12 protein-coding genes are annotated in these 15,144 nt (G+C 36.0%); 10 read left to right on the top strand and 2 right to left on the bottom strand.

The annotated features are described in order from the left end of the window. Positions 1 to 14: 14 nt before the first annotated feature. The 3 genes from pnuC to P3L44_RS15195 all read left to right on the top strand — a co-directional run bounded on the left by pnuC (position 15) and on the right by P3L44_RS15195 (position 3,291). Positions 15 to 737, top strand: coding sequence for a nicotinamide riboside transporter PnuC (gene pnuC, locus P3L44_RS15205; RefSeq protein WP_140170875.1), 723 nt, complete (start codon positions 15 to 17; stop codon positions 735 to 737). A gap of 353 nt (positions 738 to 1,090) precedes the next feature. Next, complete coding sequence (aroG, locus tag P3L44_RS15200) at positions 1,091 to 2,146, top strand: 3-deoxy-7-phosphoheptulonate synthase AroG (RefSeq protein ID WP_272661708.1); 1,056 nt, start codon at positions 1,091 to 1,093, stop codon at positions 2,144 to 2,146. A gap of 200 nt (positions 2,147 to 2,346) precedes the next feature. Further along, the gene (locus P3L44_RS15195) at positions 2,347 to 3,291 is read left to right on the top strand and encodes a hypothetical protein (protein ID WP_140170874.1); all 945 of its coding nucleotides are present in this window, start codon (positions 2,347 to 2,349) and stop codon (positions 3,289 to 3,291) included. A gap of 47 nt (positions 3,292 to 3,338) precedes the next feature. Here P3L44_RS15195 and P3L44_RS15190 read toward each other — a convergent pair whose 3' ends face one another. Together P3L44_RS15190 and gpmA are read right to left on the bottom strand one after the other, a co-directional pair. Then, entirely contained in the window at positions 3,339 to 4,085 is a 747-nt protein-coding gene (locus P3L44_RS15190) for a hypothetical protein (RefSeq protein ID WP_004256754.1), read from the bottom strand. 165 nt (positions 4,086 to 4,250) lie between these two features. Beyond that, the gene (gene gpmA, locus P3L44_RS15185) at positions 4,251 to 5,003 is read right to left on the bottom strand and encodes a 2,3-diphosphoglycerate-dependent phosphoglycerate mutase (RefSeq protein ID WP_140170873.1); all 753 of its coding nucleotides are present in this window, start codon (positions 5,001 to 5,003) and stop codon (positions 4,251 to 4,253) included. 931 nt (positions 5,004 to 5,934) lie between these two features. On the opposite strand from gpmA, the gene P3L44_RS15180 reads away from it, so the two are divergent. From P3L44_RS15180 to P3L44_RS15150, 7 genes are all read left to right on the top strand, one after another. Continuing rightward, positions 5,935 to 6,381, top strand: a complete 447-nt coding sequence (locus P3L44_RS15180) for a hypothetical protein (RefSeq protein ID WP_004256749.1) — start codon at positions 5,935 to 5,937, stop codon at positions 6,379 to 6,381. Between the two features lie 21 nt (positions 6,382 to 6,402). Next, positions 6,403 to 6,723, top strand: a complete 321-nt coding sequence (locus tag P3L44_RS15175) for a PTS fructose transporter subunit IIB (RefSeq protein ID WP_004256746.1) — start codon at positions 6,403 to 6,405, stop codon at positions 6,721 to 6,723. Further along, positions 6,710 to 7,828, top strand: a complete 1,119-nt coding sequence (locus tag P3L44_RS15170; protein WP_004256743.1) for a PTS fructose transporter subunit IIC — start codon at positions 6,710 to 6,712, stop codon at positions 7,826 to 7,828. Before P3L44_RS15175 ends, P3L44_RS15170 begins: the two co-directional genes overlap by 14 nt. 91 nt (positions 7,829 to 7,919) lie before the next feature. Further along, positions 7,920 to 10,505 carry a glycoside hydrolase family 38 C-terminal domain-containing protein gene (locus tag P3L44_RS15165; protein ID WP_272661709.1) on the top strand — a complete coding sequence of 862 codons (2,586 nt, stop codon included), beginning with the start codon at positions 7,920 to 7,922 and terminating at the stop codon, positions 10,503 to 10,505. 17 nt (positions 10,506 to 10,522) lie between these two features. Then, positions 10,523 to 12,073 carry a fructose PTS transporter subunit IIA gene (locus P3L44_RS15160; protein ID WP_272661710.1) on the top strand — a complete coding sequence of 517 codons (1,551 nt, stop codon included), beginning with the start codon at positions 10,523 to 10,525 and terminating at the stop codon, positions 12,071 to 12,073. Positions 12,074 to 12,249: 176 nt separating this feature from the next. After that, on the top strand, positions 12,250 to 12,957 hold the full coding sequence (locus P3L44_RS15155; RefSeq protein WP_094962407.1) for an oligogalacturonate-specific porin KdgM family protein: 708 nt from the start codon (positions 12,250 to 12,252) through the stop codon (positions 12,955 to 12,957). Positions 12,958 to 12,989: 32 nt separating this feature from the next. After that, the gene (locus tag P3L44_RS15150) at positions 12,990 to 15,107 is read left to right on the top strand and encodes a metallophosphoesterase family protein (protein WP_272661711.1); all 2,118 of its coding nucleotides are present in this window, start codon (positions 12,990 to 12,992) and stop codon (positions 15,105 to 15,107) included. The last annotated feature ends 37 nt before the right edge of the window (positions 15,108 to 15,144 follow it).

Below are 15,144 nucleotides of genomic sequence, written 5' to 3'. Positions count from 1 at the left end.
TAAAGGATTTTGGGATGGATTTCTTTAGTACAGCCAATACGTTAGTGCAGATCCCGCTTTGGGGATCAGTTTATGATTTATCTTACATTGAAGCCGTGGGGACCATTGCTGGTTTACTTTGTATTATACTTGCTAGTCTAGAAAAAACGATTAATTATCTATTTGGGTTAATTAACGTTTCTCTGTTTGCAGTTATTTTCTTTCAAATTCAGCTATATGCAAATCTATTGTTACAGATATTTTTCTTTGCCGCCAATATCTATGGCTGGTACGCATGGAGCAGAGTTACTAGTTCGCAGCAAGCAGAGTTAAAAATTCGTTGGTTGAGCTTACCAAAAGCAGCTATAGCACTGGTTATTTCAATTATCGCGATTATTTATCTGACATTTAATATTGATGCGGTATTTGGTGTGTTGGCGAAATGGGCCGTCGAGTTATTAAATCTATTTGGCGCTAACCTCGCAATGCCTGCAATAGAACCTGATGCCTTCCCATTCTGGGATTCGACGATGACCATTCTTTCCGTTGTCGCGATGATTTTAATGACACGTAAATATGTAGAAAACTGGTTGTTGTGGGTCATTATTAACGTCATCAGTATTGTGATTTTCTTTATTCAAGGTGTTTATGCCATGTCCTTAGAATACTTAATTTTATTAGGTATCGCCCTAAATGGCTCTAGGCTTTGGATAAAATCAGCAAAAGAAAACGGCTCCATGCCCATTTCTCGTACTTAGACAGAAAAAATCATCTAAAACAGCTAAAGTGGCATTATCGTCATTTAGCTGTTTTAGTTATTATTTGCTCTGAAAAATGCCAGTTTTGCCTACTTATCATGCTAAATTTCAACATTTCACCTCATTTTATAATTGGCTACTAATAAAGTCCTAGTTTTATCGTGCGCTTGCCTGTTTACAGATGTCTGTTGAACGGTTAGATTAAAATTTCGATGCTAATTATCTTTTATCCTTTCGAGTACAGTGAAGGAATTCAGCTGTCTACTCTGCGCTTTGTTCGGGCGAAACCAACTTGGATAAATTTGGCATGTAAATCAACTACAGTAAAAATAATAAACATTGGATATACAGGTATGAATTATCAGAACGATGACGTCAGAATAAAACAAATAAAAGAATTATTACCACCAATTGCTCTGCTTGAAAAATTTCCAGCAACCGACAAAGCTGCGTTTACCGTTCATGAAGCACGCCTAGCAATCCACAATATTTTAGCCGGTAAAGATGACCGTTTAGTGGTAGTTATTGGCCCTTGCTCGATTCATGATACTAAAGCGGCTTTAGAATACGCAGAGCACTTGGGTAAATTACGTGAGGAATTAAAAGGTTCTCTGGAAATTGTGATGCGCGTGTATTTTGAAAAGCCACGCACAACGGTGGGTTGGAAAGGGCTAATTAATGACCCTAAAATGGATTGTAGCTTTGATATTAACGAAGGTTTACGTATTGCTCGTGAATTATTGCTGACAATCAATAACCAAGGCTTACCAACTGCGGGTGAGTTCTTAGATGTCATCAGTCCACAATACGTGGCAGATTTGATGAGTTGGGGAGCTATTGGTGCTCGAACCACTGAATCACAAATTCACCGTGAGCTAGCGTCTGGTTTATCTTGCCCTGTTGGTTTTAAAAATGGTACAGATGGCACAATTAAAATTGCCATTGATGCAATTAACTCAGCGCGTTCAGCCCACTGTTTCTTGTCAGTGACCAAGTGGGGCCACTCTGCGATAGTGAACACCAGCGGAAACCCAGATTGCCATATTATTTTACGTGGTGGTAAAGAACCAAATTACAGTGCTAAGCATGTGCAAGAAGTCCGTGAAGGGCTAGAGAAAGCGGGGCTTGTGCCTAGTATCATGATTGATTTTAGCCATGCAAATAGCTGCAAAAAATTCGAGAAACAAATGGAAGTGGCGACGGACGTTAGCGAGCAAATCCGCCAAGGTGACCGTTCGATTACAGGGATTATGATTGAAAGTAATCTTGTTGAAGGTAACCAGAATCTCGAATCTGATGAGCCATTAGTTTACGGTAAAAGTGTGACGGATGCGTGTATTGGTTGGAGTGATACTGAAAAAGTATTGCGTCAGTTATCAGATGCGGTGATCGCTCGTCGAAATAAATAATTTAAGAATAATAAGTACATAAAGCCAGATATTTTAATATCTGGCTTTTTATATATATACAGCACGATGGAATTTTATATTTTTTATCATACAAAAAATAAATTAGTTTTTTATTCTAAGCTGCATTATTATTTTTTTGTCATTTTTATTAATGGCATTCTTTAAAGTTAGTTAAGTTTTCATATAAAGGAGTATATAAAATGGCATTAACTGATAAATCAAGAATTAATTATGAAATCAATCTTAGAGTGCTTTCTAATAAATTGAAAGAGAATGCAGAAATAATGCAAGAGAGTATTATGAATGCTAGGAAAGAGTTAGAGGAAGATCGTGTAAGGCTGAATAATGATATTGATATTAGCATTAGAGGAGGCTGGGGGAATGATAAAGATAAAACCGATTCATTTAAATATATTGATTCGTTAAATGATTATCTTAACATAAGAGCAAGTGAATATAAGGATAATATTAAGGTATCTGAGTTAATGAATGAGTACATTGAAAACCCAGATAAAAGAACGGCTATCTTAGAACAAATCCGCCCTCTCGCTGAAAAGGTAAGTCAATTAGATGAAGTGCCTATTTTGTCTCGCAAAAATTATCCTTCAATGAATTCAGCAATTTGGTATGATTTGAAAGCGAATATTTCTGGACCTAAATTAAATAATGATTTCAAGTATGAAGTTGAATATATATTTAATTTAATGAATGCAGAAATAGATAACGATAATGGATATGTTTCCAATAATGTCTATAATTATATGGAGGATGTTAAATATATTCGGGAAGGAATCCCCCGCATTGAGAAATTAATTTTAGAATATGAGGCAGACTATGTATCGGACAAAGAATTATTTCCTAGCGCTGAATATTACAATGAATTTATATTAAGTTTAAAAGATAAAGTTAAAGAAGATAAAAGAATAGTTTCTATTATTAATGAAACTATTAAAGAATATGCAATTAAAAATCCTAATAGTACAATTCATTTAAGTGGGAATAGTGGTTTTTCTCCAGTAGATATTTTGGGAGAATGGACTGTTTCGTTCATAGATAATCATTTTATTAGTATAGGTTCTCCTAATGAAGTGAATATTATTAACTTGACTCCACCTGTAATGCCTATGATACCTAACGCAAATTAATCGTAACGACTGCCGGCTTGTCAAGCGGCAGTCATTGTGTCGCCCACTTACTGTTTTTTTTGAATTTGGTTAATGAAGGTATTCAATTTTGACTGTTCTTCAGGTGTTGCATTCGCCGGAGTTGCCGTTAATTGCAATCGTTCAGTATCGGTCTGGACATCAAAATGTACTTTGCCTTTCTCGCCTTTTGTATATTCCACCTCTTTTAATGGAATACGATAACAGTAAGCGAAAATGTTTGGGCGAATATAGAAATATGAGTCTTTAATCGCTAAATAGACACCATCACCCGCTTTTTTGCCAAAGTAACCAAGGAAAATGGTGAAAACAAACAGGAACATCCCTAAGCTTTGGCTTAATATAATAAAGGTGATACTGATTAAGCCAAGTGCAACAACTAAAATACGGTTATTGCGTTTGTTGAACTCAACGCGTTGGTCAAATTGAACATTTAAAGAGGTATCAAATTGTGTTAACTGATGGTAACGCCAGCGGATCGCAGAGAAAATCATTCCCATGGTAAATACAATGGTGATTGGCATTAATGCTAGACTACTGAGTACGGCAAGGACAATGGATAACCGAGGTTTATAAGTCATCACCATCATACTAATAATTTGTACTGGGAAGCTGATACAAGCAATGATCATTAAGGTTTTCATCAGCTCGGCATTAGCAGCACCATTTGAACCATCAACGACTAATTCGCCACCTTGGATCATATACAGCAGAGAACCCAAGATACTGGCGCTAAGTACAAGGCCAACCCAAACATACATATTAAATTTGTTCATTTTATTGTTTTATCAACCTTTCAATGTGTTTTCCCTATAATAATCGGTTATTGGGATTTCTTACACTGTGAGTTAAGTTTTTTTTGAGGAATAGAAGTAAATGGATAAGAAAAAAGGGCTAAGCATATGGCTTAGCCCTTCAATATTTAGAGATAAAGTTAATAATTACTTCGCTTTACCTTGGTTTGCTACTGCGGCTTGTTTTGCAGCAATTTCATCTTGGTTACCTAAATAGTAACGTTTGATTGGTTTCATGTTTTCATCGAACTCATAAACCATTGGTACCGCAGTTGGGATGTTTAATTCCAAAATTTCATCTTCACTTAAGTTGTCTAAGTGTTTCACTAAAGCACGCAGAGAGTTACCATGAGCGGCAATAATGACTTTCTCGCCACTAGTAACGCGAGGCTTGATGATTTCTTCCCAGTAAGGAACGACACGCTCAATAGTGGTTGCTAAGCTTTCAGTAACGGGTAATTCTTTATCTGACAGTTTCGCGTAGCGAGGATCGTGCCCTGGGTAACGCTCATCATCTTTTTCTAGGTCTGGAGGTGTGATAGCAAAACCACGGCGCCATAATTTAACTTGCTCGTCACCGTATTTTGCCGCGGTTTCTGATTTGTCTAAACCTTGCAGAGCACCGTAGTGGCGTTCATTTAATTTCCAGCTTTTTTCAACGGGTAGCCATGATTGTTCAACTTGATCAAGGATATTCCATAAAGTATGAATAGCGCGTTTCAGAACGGAAGTGTAAGCAAAATCAAACACAAAACCTTCGTCTTTTAGCAGTTGGCCTGCAATTTTTGCTTCTTCGCGGCCTTTATCGGACAGTTCTACATCAGTCCAACCTGTGAAGCGGTTTTCTTTGTTCCACTCACTTTCACCGTGTCTTACTAAAACCAGTTTAGTTACAGCCATAGCTAAAACTCCTATCAGTACACTCAAATTAAAAATGAATTATTGCTGACCTACATTATAGGGATAGTCAACTCGAACGCTAGTAGCAACTTGCATTTTCTCCCTATCAATGCGAAAAACAAATTTTACACGAGAGTGATGACTTGTTTTCTAGGTTCATAGATCCTGTGGATACTCTAAATTTAACTCGAATTGAATCGATACAGCAAGTGGTAAAATGATTGTTTGTGCATTCCCATGATAGATATCAATCTAAGCACTCAATTACCTCTAACAAGAAGAACCAGTAATGGTTGTTTTTTACGAGTTATTGGAGATTATTGCTTCTATCTATAATTTTACAGCATTAGATTCTCTTTTCGTATGAATTTTGTTCAAGGATGCATTCACTCTAAATTTTTTAATGATATAGCTAAGAAAAATGAGCATGAAAGTGACTAATGGATTGATAAGGTTGAATTTTTTAATGTTTATTTATGCGTTATTTTATAATCTTATATTGAGTAATATCATTTAGGTGCTTTAGGGGTATCAATCGAATTATTATATTACTCTATCCTAAATTAATTGTTTTTTGATTTTTTTGTTTCATTGTATCTCTTTAAATTTAGCCAATAAGAAAAATGACATTCTATATAAAAACATATAAAAATAGCTTCTATTGGATTAATATAAAAAGCTCAGATTAATAATTAATAGTATTGCGAAATTCTTAGATTATTATACTTTTAGGTTTTCAGTGAGGTTATTATTTATCTAAAAAATTTATTTTAGATAAATCTTTGATAATCAGGTTTTTATTGAAAAATGAAAATAGCCATTAATATTTTTAGCATTTTAATTTTTATTTAATTTAATAAATGAGGGTGGAATCACAGTAATTTTCTATTTTATACGTTTAGAATGGTACTAGTTTCTAAAGGGGGACACTATGTCTTTACATTTTGCTTTATTTTTTAAAGGCTGCATTTTATTTTTGCTATCACTTGATAGCAAAATGAAAGCTTTATTAAGCAAAATTTGCTGGTTTGTACCAATTGCTTCCCTTGAAAAAGATGAATCTGAGAATTCTAATCAATCTGAAAATGATTTCTCAGTTAATTGGTCACAGTTATGGCAGAGTGCACAGAAACTTTATATTTCTGTATTTGATAGCGATTTAACTAAATTAGAAAGAAATGCTTATGTTAACCCTTTAATATCATTAAATATTCGTAAACGTCACGAATTGATCTTTTTATTCCTTGTGTCCAGTTTGCGCCACATAATGATTTGTCGTCATTCTAGTGGTGCACCTGGAAATATTATTTCTTTACCTTTAGCTGCCTTTAAAAAGCACAATGCGCATTTATGCCATTGTGCTTTTTTTATTGTCTGAATTAAATTTTAAGGAGTTGTTATGTTTATTGTTTGTGTTGCGGCTTGTCCTACTGGTGTTGCTCATACATATATGGCTGCTGAATCGTTGGATATCATAGGAAAAAAAAGAGGCCATGAAATTAAAGTTGAAACTCAAGGGAGTATGGGAATTGAAAATGAGATTACCAGTGACGATTTAGCAAGAGCAGATGCGGTCATTTTGGCTGCTGATGTCGCTGTTATTAATAAGGAGCGATTTAATGGGATGATTAAGCTTGAATGCAGTGTTGCAGACCCAATCAAGTATGGCGATGCAATTATTGATGCAATTGAGGAGGAAATGAAAAATGGGGCAGTCTAATGGAACATCGAAACTAGGCATTGGTACGGAAATAAAAAATGCCATTATGACGGGTGTGTCATGGATGCTGCCATTTGTTATCGCAGGTGCAGTGATTATGGGGATATCTCGTATTGGTGCATCTTTATATGGTATTGATAATATTTGGGATTCTAGCCATCTGGAAGCTACAAATTTCGTCGTCCAAGTGCTTCATAAATTTGATGGTTTTGGAGGATTAGCACTCTCTCTTATGTTACCTATCGTCGCGGGGTATATCAGCTTTGCTATCGCGAATAAGCCTGGTTTAGCGCCTGGAATGGTCGGTGGTTTGTTGGCAAGTAATTTAGGCACCGGGTTTTTAGGGGCCTTAGCAGCAGGGTTTATTGCTGGTTATATTGTACGTTTGTTAGCTAAATATACGAAATTACCAAAATCACTTGCATCAGCAGGACCGATTTTTATTTTGCCAGTAGGTGGTACATTACTCACCTGTATTATTATGGCATTTGTGATTGGTGCACCTTTAGCGGCACTTAATCATGGTATGGAGCAATGGCTTTTATCAATGTCGGGATCTAATAAAGTAATTCTTGCTGCCGTTATTGGCGCAATGGTTGGATTTGACCTTGGTGGCCCGGTTAATAAAGCCGCAGTAACCACTGCAATGGCATTATTAGCATCGGAAATTTACGAGCCAAATACAGCAGCTCAAGTTGCTATTATTATTCCCCCAATTGGGATCGGTTTAGCAACGCTAATTTGGTCAAAACGTTTTCCTGAATCATTAAGAGAAGCAGGAAAAGCTTCTACGCTAATGGGGTTAATTGGCGTTTCTGAGGGCGCGATCCCATTTGCTCTTGCTAATCCAAAGATTATTATCATTAACATTATTGGTGCAGCAACAGGTGCAGCTATGGCGGTCGGTCTAGGTGCGATAAATCATGCTCCTATTTCGGGATTTTATGGGTGGTTAGCCGTAGATAAATGGCCGATATATATATTATCGGTTGCTGTGGGATCTGCAATTATTACTATTGGCTCTTTATTAATATTTCGTGGTAATGAAACGATAGAAACTAAAAAAACAGAAACAGCTATTCCTAAATTTAAAGTTGGTCGTTAATTAGAGAGTTATTTTAATAATGTCGTACAGTGTTAATTAGCGTGAATAACGTGACGGGGCTGTTCTGCTAAAAATATTTTAAGGTCATAAAATGAAAACGGTACATTTAATTCAACATACGCACTGGGATCGTGAATGGTATTTCACTGAGAATGATTCAAAAATTGTTCTTTATTATTTCATGAATGATTTAATTAAACATTTAGAAGAAGATCCTTCTCTTGGCCCCTTTGTTTTAGATGGGCAAACCGTGGTGCTGGAAGATTATTTACAGGTTGCACCAGAAAGGCGTGATTGCTTACAGAAATTAATTAAACAAGGCCGAATTCTTATTGGCCCTTGGTACACACAAACTGATTTTTTAGTCGTTGGAGCGGAATCTATCACGCGAAACTTACTGTTGGGAAAAGTAGATTGTGAGCAATGGGGCGGTTATATGCCAATAGGCTATGTGCCTGATTCATTTGGACAAAGTGCACAGCTACCTATGTTTTTGCAAGAGTTTGGTATCAAACATGCGGTCGTATGGCGTGGATGGTGTGAACATGATGTCGCAAGTAGTGAATTTATTTGGAAATCGCAGTCAGGTCATAGTGTGGCTACTGCTGTATTACCTTGGGGCTACGGCTGCGCGAAATGGTTACCTGATAATCCAGAAAAAGCCTCTGCCGTTTTACCTGCTATCTTGGAAAAACAAGCCCGTTTTGCTCACTCAGACCAAATATTACTACCTAATGGTAATGACCAATCCCCTTTTGAATATGCCGTACCTGCGATGCTTGAGCAATTAAATAAAGCTCAAAAGGAATATTATTTTGTCAAAAGTAGTTTCAGTGCATTTTTTGATGCTTTACAAGCAAATAGCACTGAACTACCTGAATTTAATGGTGAATTGCTGAGCCCGAAATATATGCGTGTACATCGTGGTATTTTTTCTACTCGAATGGACATTAAATTATTAAATGCAAAATTAGAACAATTTGTTAGTCAACAACTTGAGCCTCTTCTATCCATTAACTGGCGGCTTGGTTTACCTTATCCACAAACTGCGATTGACAATATTTGGCGTAAAGCTATGCAGTCACACGCTCATGATAGTATCGGCGGATGTAATTCTGATCGTGTTAATAGCATGGTGAAAGCACGCTTACAAGATGGTTTAGAAAGTGCAAATCAACTGTTTGACCTTAATATGAAGATGCTTGCTCGCGGGATTGAAGCAAAACAAGATGGTAAAAAAATTATCATTTTCAATTCGTTGCCACATAAAAGAGATGCTCAAGTTCGTATTACTCTTTATACACCTGAAAATGATTTTTGTATTAAAGACGATGCAGGAAAACCTTGCCGCTGGCAACTTATTCATGAAGAAAAACAAGATATGTCTTTGATTGTACAAGAATTGGCGAATAGTACGACAACGACATGGTACCGGAAATGCGAAGTCTTGCTTGAAGTGAAAGAGTTACCTTCATGCGGTTATCAGACTTTTTATTTGGTTGAAGGGGAAAATTCAGGTTTTGAAATTCAACAAAACATTCAAACTGAAAATACATTAGAGAATGAATGGCTGAAACTTGAACTGCACCAAGGGCGATTGTTATTAACTGATAAACGTAATCAACAACAATACCCAAATATTCTTAGATTAATTGATGGTGGGGACGAAGGAGATAATTATAACTATTCGCCACCTGAAGATGATTGGTTAATTAGTAGTGATGGACACTTACAGCAATTTAATTGTGTAAGAGCATCGTTAATGGATTCATTTATTCTAAATTGGCGAATTCCAGTACCACAGAATGCAATTGCCCGCCAAACCAAACAGGTTAATGCGCGTTTATCTGCCACAATGCAGGTTTCTTTACCTCATGATAAGGCATGGTTAGATGTTGAAATCACAATTGATAATACCATTGAAGACCATCGAATTCAGGTTGAAATTCCTACGGAAATTCAACAGACATTTCACTTTGCAGACCAACCTTTTGGTTTGATTCAGCGAGAAAATAATCCAGCCAATATGGATATTTGGCAAAGTGAAAATTGGGTAGAGGCACCAACAGCGCTTTATCCAATGCAAAGTCTGGTAATGCAACATGATGATAAAAAAGGTATTTGTATCGTTACTGAAGGACTAAGAGAGTATGAAATCCCAGCCAATCAACCTGACATGATAAGAATAACACTTTTGCGCAGTGTGGGTTGGCTAGGCCAAGCAGAACTAACTTGGCGGCCAGGGCGTGCATCAGGTATGGTTTTGCCGTCACCGGAATCACAAATTCAGGGGCTTCATCATTTCCATTTTGCTGTATTGCCGATAGAAAATGGCCAAAGTGCTCAACTATGGCGTGATATTGAGCATTGGCGTTTACCTGCACTTGGTTACCTAGATTCCGGTTGGTCTCAATTTAAAACGAATCCTCATTATATTGTTTTTCCTGATAATTATAGTCTATTGACGTGGGATAGTGAGCTGCACTTCAGCACGTTGAAAAAAGCACAGAATCAAGAGTCACTGATTTTACGTGGGTGGAACCCAAGTAGTGAAACCAAAACCTATACAGAACCTAAGTCGAATACGTTGATACATCAAGTTACTTTATCGGAGTCTATATGCATAAACACAGATAAAGCAGCTCCTTGTACACCTGTGTCTTGGTTAATTGACTAATTAATAAAGGAAAAATTATGCAAATACTTCCATTTCGTTGTGAGTTACCTAATGGTATTCATGCAAGACCAGCGAGTGCAATTGAGCAAAAAACAGCTTGTTTTCAATCAGATATTTTACTTTTTAATAAAAGCAAACTACGCCAAGCCAATGCGAAAAGTGTTTTGGCTCTTGTTGGGGCAGATGTCGCTGTTGGTGATGAATGTTATTTTACAATCAGTGGAGATGATGAAAATCTGGCTTATGAAAAATTAAAGATATTTATTGAGCAAGAATTTATTCATTGTGATGGATTAATGCCAAAAAAAGATAAACCAGAGCAAGGAATGATCCCTATATATCTGAGTCGGACATCATCTCAAATTATTCAGGGTTATGGTGTTAGCCAAGGGATTGCAAAAGGTAGGGCTATCTATATGAAATCTTTTGATTTACAAAAGATTTCATTATTAGAGCCATCAAATTCACAATCAGAACAATGTGAAATACTAAAACGTGCGTTACAAAGTGCTCGTCAACAATTTAGTCTAGACATTCAGCAAACTGATAAAACAGCGGTTGATATTTTAGAGGCACAAAGCCAATTATTGGATGATGAGGATATTGAAGCGTGCTTACTTGAACCAAGAGAGGCAAATAATGCGATTGCTGCGTTATCAATGGCAATTGAAGAGCTCAGCTTACCATTTCGAAGCAGTAGTAATGAATATTTACGCCAACGTGAGTTAGATATTAAGGATCTGGGATTGCGTATAGCAAGGCATCTTGGTATCGAATCTAAAATACAACTTCCTAAATTAACAGAAGATTCGATTATTATTTGCCAAGGATTACTGACACCAAGCGAATTATTGGCATTGAGAGGGGAGTATTTGCAAGGTATTGTGATGGCTTCAGGGGCAGAAACATCACATACCGCTATTTTAGCACAATCTTTCTCTCTTCCTTTAATATGTCTTTCATCTTCCATAATTGAATCAATTCAATCTGCTCATATTTTATTATTAGATACGCAATACGATTTATTAATTATTGAGCCTGATACATATGCAGATAATTGGTTCAAGTTTGAAAAAGATAAACTATCTCGTTTGTCTATCTCTGCTAATACGCCAAAAAATGATTATTCAGTATTGGATCCGTCTTTAATTTTTCTTGATGAAAGAATGGAAAGTAAAGAGGAAGTTATTAAACGATTAACTGATAATTTAGAAGTTAATCACCGAACTGACTCTGGATCACAAGTTGAACAAGCAATATGGCAAAGAGAAGAGATTTTTAGTACGGCATTAGGTTTCTCAATTGCAATACCGCACTGTAAATCACCTTTTGTTAAACACAGTAGTATTTCTGTATTACGTTTACCGAATGAGTTAGCGTGGGGAGATAATGTTAATGTTAAATTAGTAATTATGCTAACAATTAATTATTCAGATGAAAACCAGCATATGCGAATCTTTTCTGTTCTCGCACGTAAATTAATGCATGAGTCTTTTAGAAATGAAATGTTAAATGCTAAAAAATCAGAGGATATTGTTGAATTATTGAAGTTGGAATTAGAGTTATGAGATAAGAATATAAAAAATTAAAATTTTAATAAATTAATTTTCTTTTAAGTTATTTAAAAGGATAGGATGGTTTTTTTCTAAAAATATAAGGGGTATATCTATAAATAAAAGATAGATAATGAATCATTGTTTTAACGATTAAATAAAAAATAAATATTAATTATAGGAATCAGTTTATGAAAAACTTAACTCTAGGTATCTCTACATTATTATTTTGCACAGCAGCGAATGCGACATATATTGACTATCGTCATGAATGGTTAGGGGATGAACATCGCCATGAAGACCGTGTCAAAATTGGCCATAGCATGCAAAATGGAACTTATTTTAGCCTTGAAGGAAAATGGAGAAGTCGAGATGGTGGTTTTGGTGAAAACCTATCATCAAAAGGAAATGAGGTTGAAGTTGGTTATAAATATAAAGCCACAAAAGATTTTGTTTTAACACCTTCTTTTGCTTTAGATTCAGGAGATAAAGATACGGCTTATAAATTCAGTGTCAAAGCTGCCTATAATTTAACGGATGATTTTAATATTGGAACTCGTTTACGTTATGGCGTAAGACATTATGATAACTCTAATAAGCCTAAAAAAGATAATCAGCATTATTGGCAGAGTAATTTTTATTTAGGTTATAAGCTGCAAGATTTTTCATTAAGTTATGACTTTGAATATAAATTTAATACTGATTATCCTGCATATAAAGGTAAAGAAAAGGATTATGCACATAATCTGAATGTGTCTTGGGTTGGTAATAAGACATGGGTTCCTTATGTTGAATTAGGGTATGTGTCCTATGATGATGGTTCATATGTCAAAAATGGACAAACTTACCGTGATGCATGGCAGTGGCGTTATCGCGTTGGCATTGCATATAACTTCTGATAGAAATAGTTAATTATCTAAAGGGAACAAATATGAACAATAAATTAAAATATAGTTTTGCCCTTGCATTAATGTCCATTGGAACTGTCGCAATGGCAAATGCCCCTACGGCTCAACCTTATAATTATCGCGTCGCGTTTATGCCTGATATCCATTTTCATGATGTATATGGGCAGTTTGCTGATAATGCATTTGAAGGATTAAAAAATAGTAAAAGTGGTCAAAATGCCGTTATTCGTTCTATGTATGCACAATTAACATCTACGCGTTTATTTAATGAAAACTATTTTGCTCTACGTGCTGCACTTGATGATGCAGGTAAGAAAGGTATTAAACTTATTGCATTACCTGGTGATTTTACTGATGACGGCCAACCTATTCACTTACGTGGGTTAGTAAAAGTATTGCAAGAGTACGAGCAAAAATATGGTATGCGTTTCTTTGCTACACCAGGGAATCATGATCCGAACCGTCCATTTGATATGCCAGCAGGAAAAGAAGATTTTCTTGGAACTGATGGTAAAACGCAGCGTATCTTTAGTTTAGGGGCAAGTGAGTGTACGGGATATAAAGGAAAGACTGCCGTTATAGAAACGGGAGCTGAGCTGCCAACAATTTGCTCTGAAGAGATGGTATATAGTGGTTATGGTCGAGTGATGGATGCAATGAAATCATTTGGTATTAATCCGTTACCAGAAGATATTTATTGGGAAACACCATACTCAAACTATGGTTCTCAAGGTTACAACTATGAAGCAGCCTTAAAAGCCAGTGATTTTAACCAAAGGCAGTATGAAATTTGTACTCAAGGAACAGGCGGTAAATATAAACAAGAGGGATATGGGCCTTGTTTTAATGTTGCAGACAGTAGTTACCTTGTCGAGCCTATTCCTGGTTTGTGGTTAATGGCCGTTGATGCCAATGTCTATGTTCCTTCTGAAAAAGCGGATATTAATCACCCTAAAGCAGCTAAAAACTTTGCAGGGTCGGGGAATGCGGGTTACAACAAAATGTTGACACACAAACAACAGACTGTTGAGTGGATGGCAGATGTTGCAAAGCGCGCGAAAGAGCAAAATAAAACATTAATCACGTTTAGCCATTTCCCGATGGTTGAATTTGATAATGGTGCAGCAGATGACCTTGAAACCATTTTTGGCAAAGGTAAATTTCAGTTAGAAAGGGCACCAAAAGAAGACACTAGCCATGCAATGGCAAAAACAGGTATCGGTGTTCATGTTGGCGGTCATATGCATTTTAATGATACAGGTGTACGTAAGTATTCGGATGGCAGCTTACTTTTTAATATTCAAGCTCCTTCAATGGCTGCATATGTTCCTGCTTATAAAATATTGAATTTTAGAAATGCGAATGAAATTGATGTACAAACCATTGTAATAGAAGATGTTCCTCGGTTTGATGAGTTATTTGAGCACTATCAGCAAGAGTGGGAACACCTCAAAAATACTAATTCGTCGCATCTTTGGAATAAAGATATCTTAAGCGCAAATAATTATTATGACTTCACTAACTGGCATATTACTGAACTGACACGTTTACGTTTTATTCCTGAGGAATGGCCATGTGAAATTCGTCAAATGTTATTTAGTTTGAATGGCGAAGAGATGCTTATTTTAAGCCAGTTAGATACTAAGAAAGCTTATAATGAAGTATTAACGGCACCATTGAGTCAAAATCATGAAATTTGCGCTAAAGACCCGGGAACTGTCAATGTCACCGAAATCTACTTGAATAAAGACTCCGATGCATGGAAAAAAGCCAGTGATAAAGCTGCTATTCTTGCTAAAAATATAGGGTATCAGTTAAATGATTTTGCAAAATGGAATGGTTTTGACCTTGCTGTGGATTTTTATCGTTTACGTAATGCAGACGAGCTTGCGTTGCAAGATATACCTGTAGAAAGATTAAACCAATATCGATTTCTCACAGGAACCTTGTTATCGTCATTACCAAATGAGACTGATAAAATTAACGCGGATAGTTCATTTGAGAATATTTTTAAATTACGCTTTGGCAGTATTTTCACTGTAATTGATAAATATCTACAAGGAAATCCAAGTCGAGATTTTTATCTTAATATTGAGTCTGGGGAAATTAAGCCAATGAATGTTAATCAAACTAGTCATTAGATTAACGATAGATAACATGGCTATAATAATGAAAAAT

Source organism: Providencia sp. PROV175, assembly GCF_032707045.1.
Taxonomy (GTDB): domain Bacteria; phylum Pseudomonadota; class Gammaproteobacteria; order Enterobacterales; family Enterobacteriaceae; genus Providencia; species Providencia hangzhouensis.
This window is presented reverse-complemented; position numbering and strand designations above follow the sequence as displayed.

Bases quoted from the DNA above. Each gene is read 5' to 3' on its own strand.
- P3L44_RS15155 (WP_094962407.1), top strand. From the start codon at position 12,250: ATGAAAAACTTAACTCTAGGTATCTCTACATTATTATTTTGCACAGCA.
- P3L44_RS15160 (WP_272661710.1), top strand. From the start codon at position 10,523: ATGCAAATACTTCCATTTCGTTGTGAGTTACCTAATGGTATTCATGCA.
- P3L44_RS15190 (WP_004256754.1), bottom strand. From the start codon at position 4,085: ATGAACAAATTTAATATGTATGTTTGGGTTGGCCTTGTACTTAGCGCC.
- P3L44_RS15195 (WP_140170874.1), top strand. From the start codon at position 2,347: ATGGCATTAACTGATAAATCAAGAATTAATTATGAAATCAATCTTAGA.
- aroG (WP_272661708.1), top strand. From the start codon at position 1,091: ATGAATTATCAGAACGATGACGTCAGAATAAAACAAATAAAAGAATTA.
- P3L44_RS15170 (WP_004256743.1), top strand. From the start codon at position 6,710: ATGGGGCAGTCTAATGGAACATCGAAACTAGGCATTGGTACGGAAATA.
- pnuC (WP_140170875.1), top strand. From the start codon at position 15: ATGGATTTCTTTAGTACAGCCAATACGTTAGTGCAGATCCCGCTTTGG.
- P3L44_RS15175 (WP_004256746.1), top strand. From the start codon at position 6,403: ATGTTTATTGTTTGTGTTGCGGCTTGTCCTACTGGTGTTGCTCATACA.
- P3L44_RS15180 (WP_004256749.1), top strand. From the start codon at position 5,935: ATGTCTTTACATTTTGCTTTATTTTTTAAAGGCTGCATTTTATTTTTG.
- gpmA (WP_140170873.1), bottom strand. From the start codon at position 5,003: ATGGCTGTAACTAAACTGGTTTTAGTAAGACACGGTGAAAGTGAGTGG.
- P3L44_RS15150 (WP_272661711.1), top strand. From the start codon at position 12,990: ATGAACAATAAATTAAAATATAGTTTTGCCCTTGCATTAATGTCCATT.
- P3L44_RS15165 (WP_272661709.1), top strand. From the start codon at position 7,920: ATGAAAACGGTACATTTAATTCAACATACGCACTGGGATCGTGAATGG.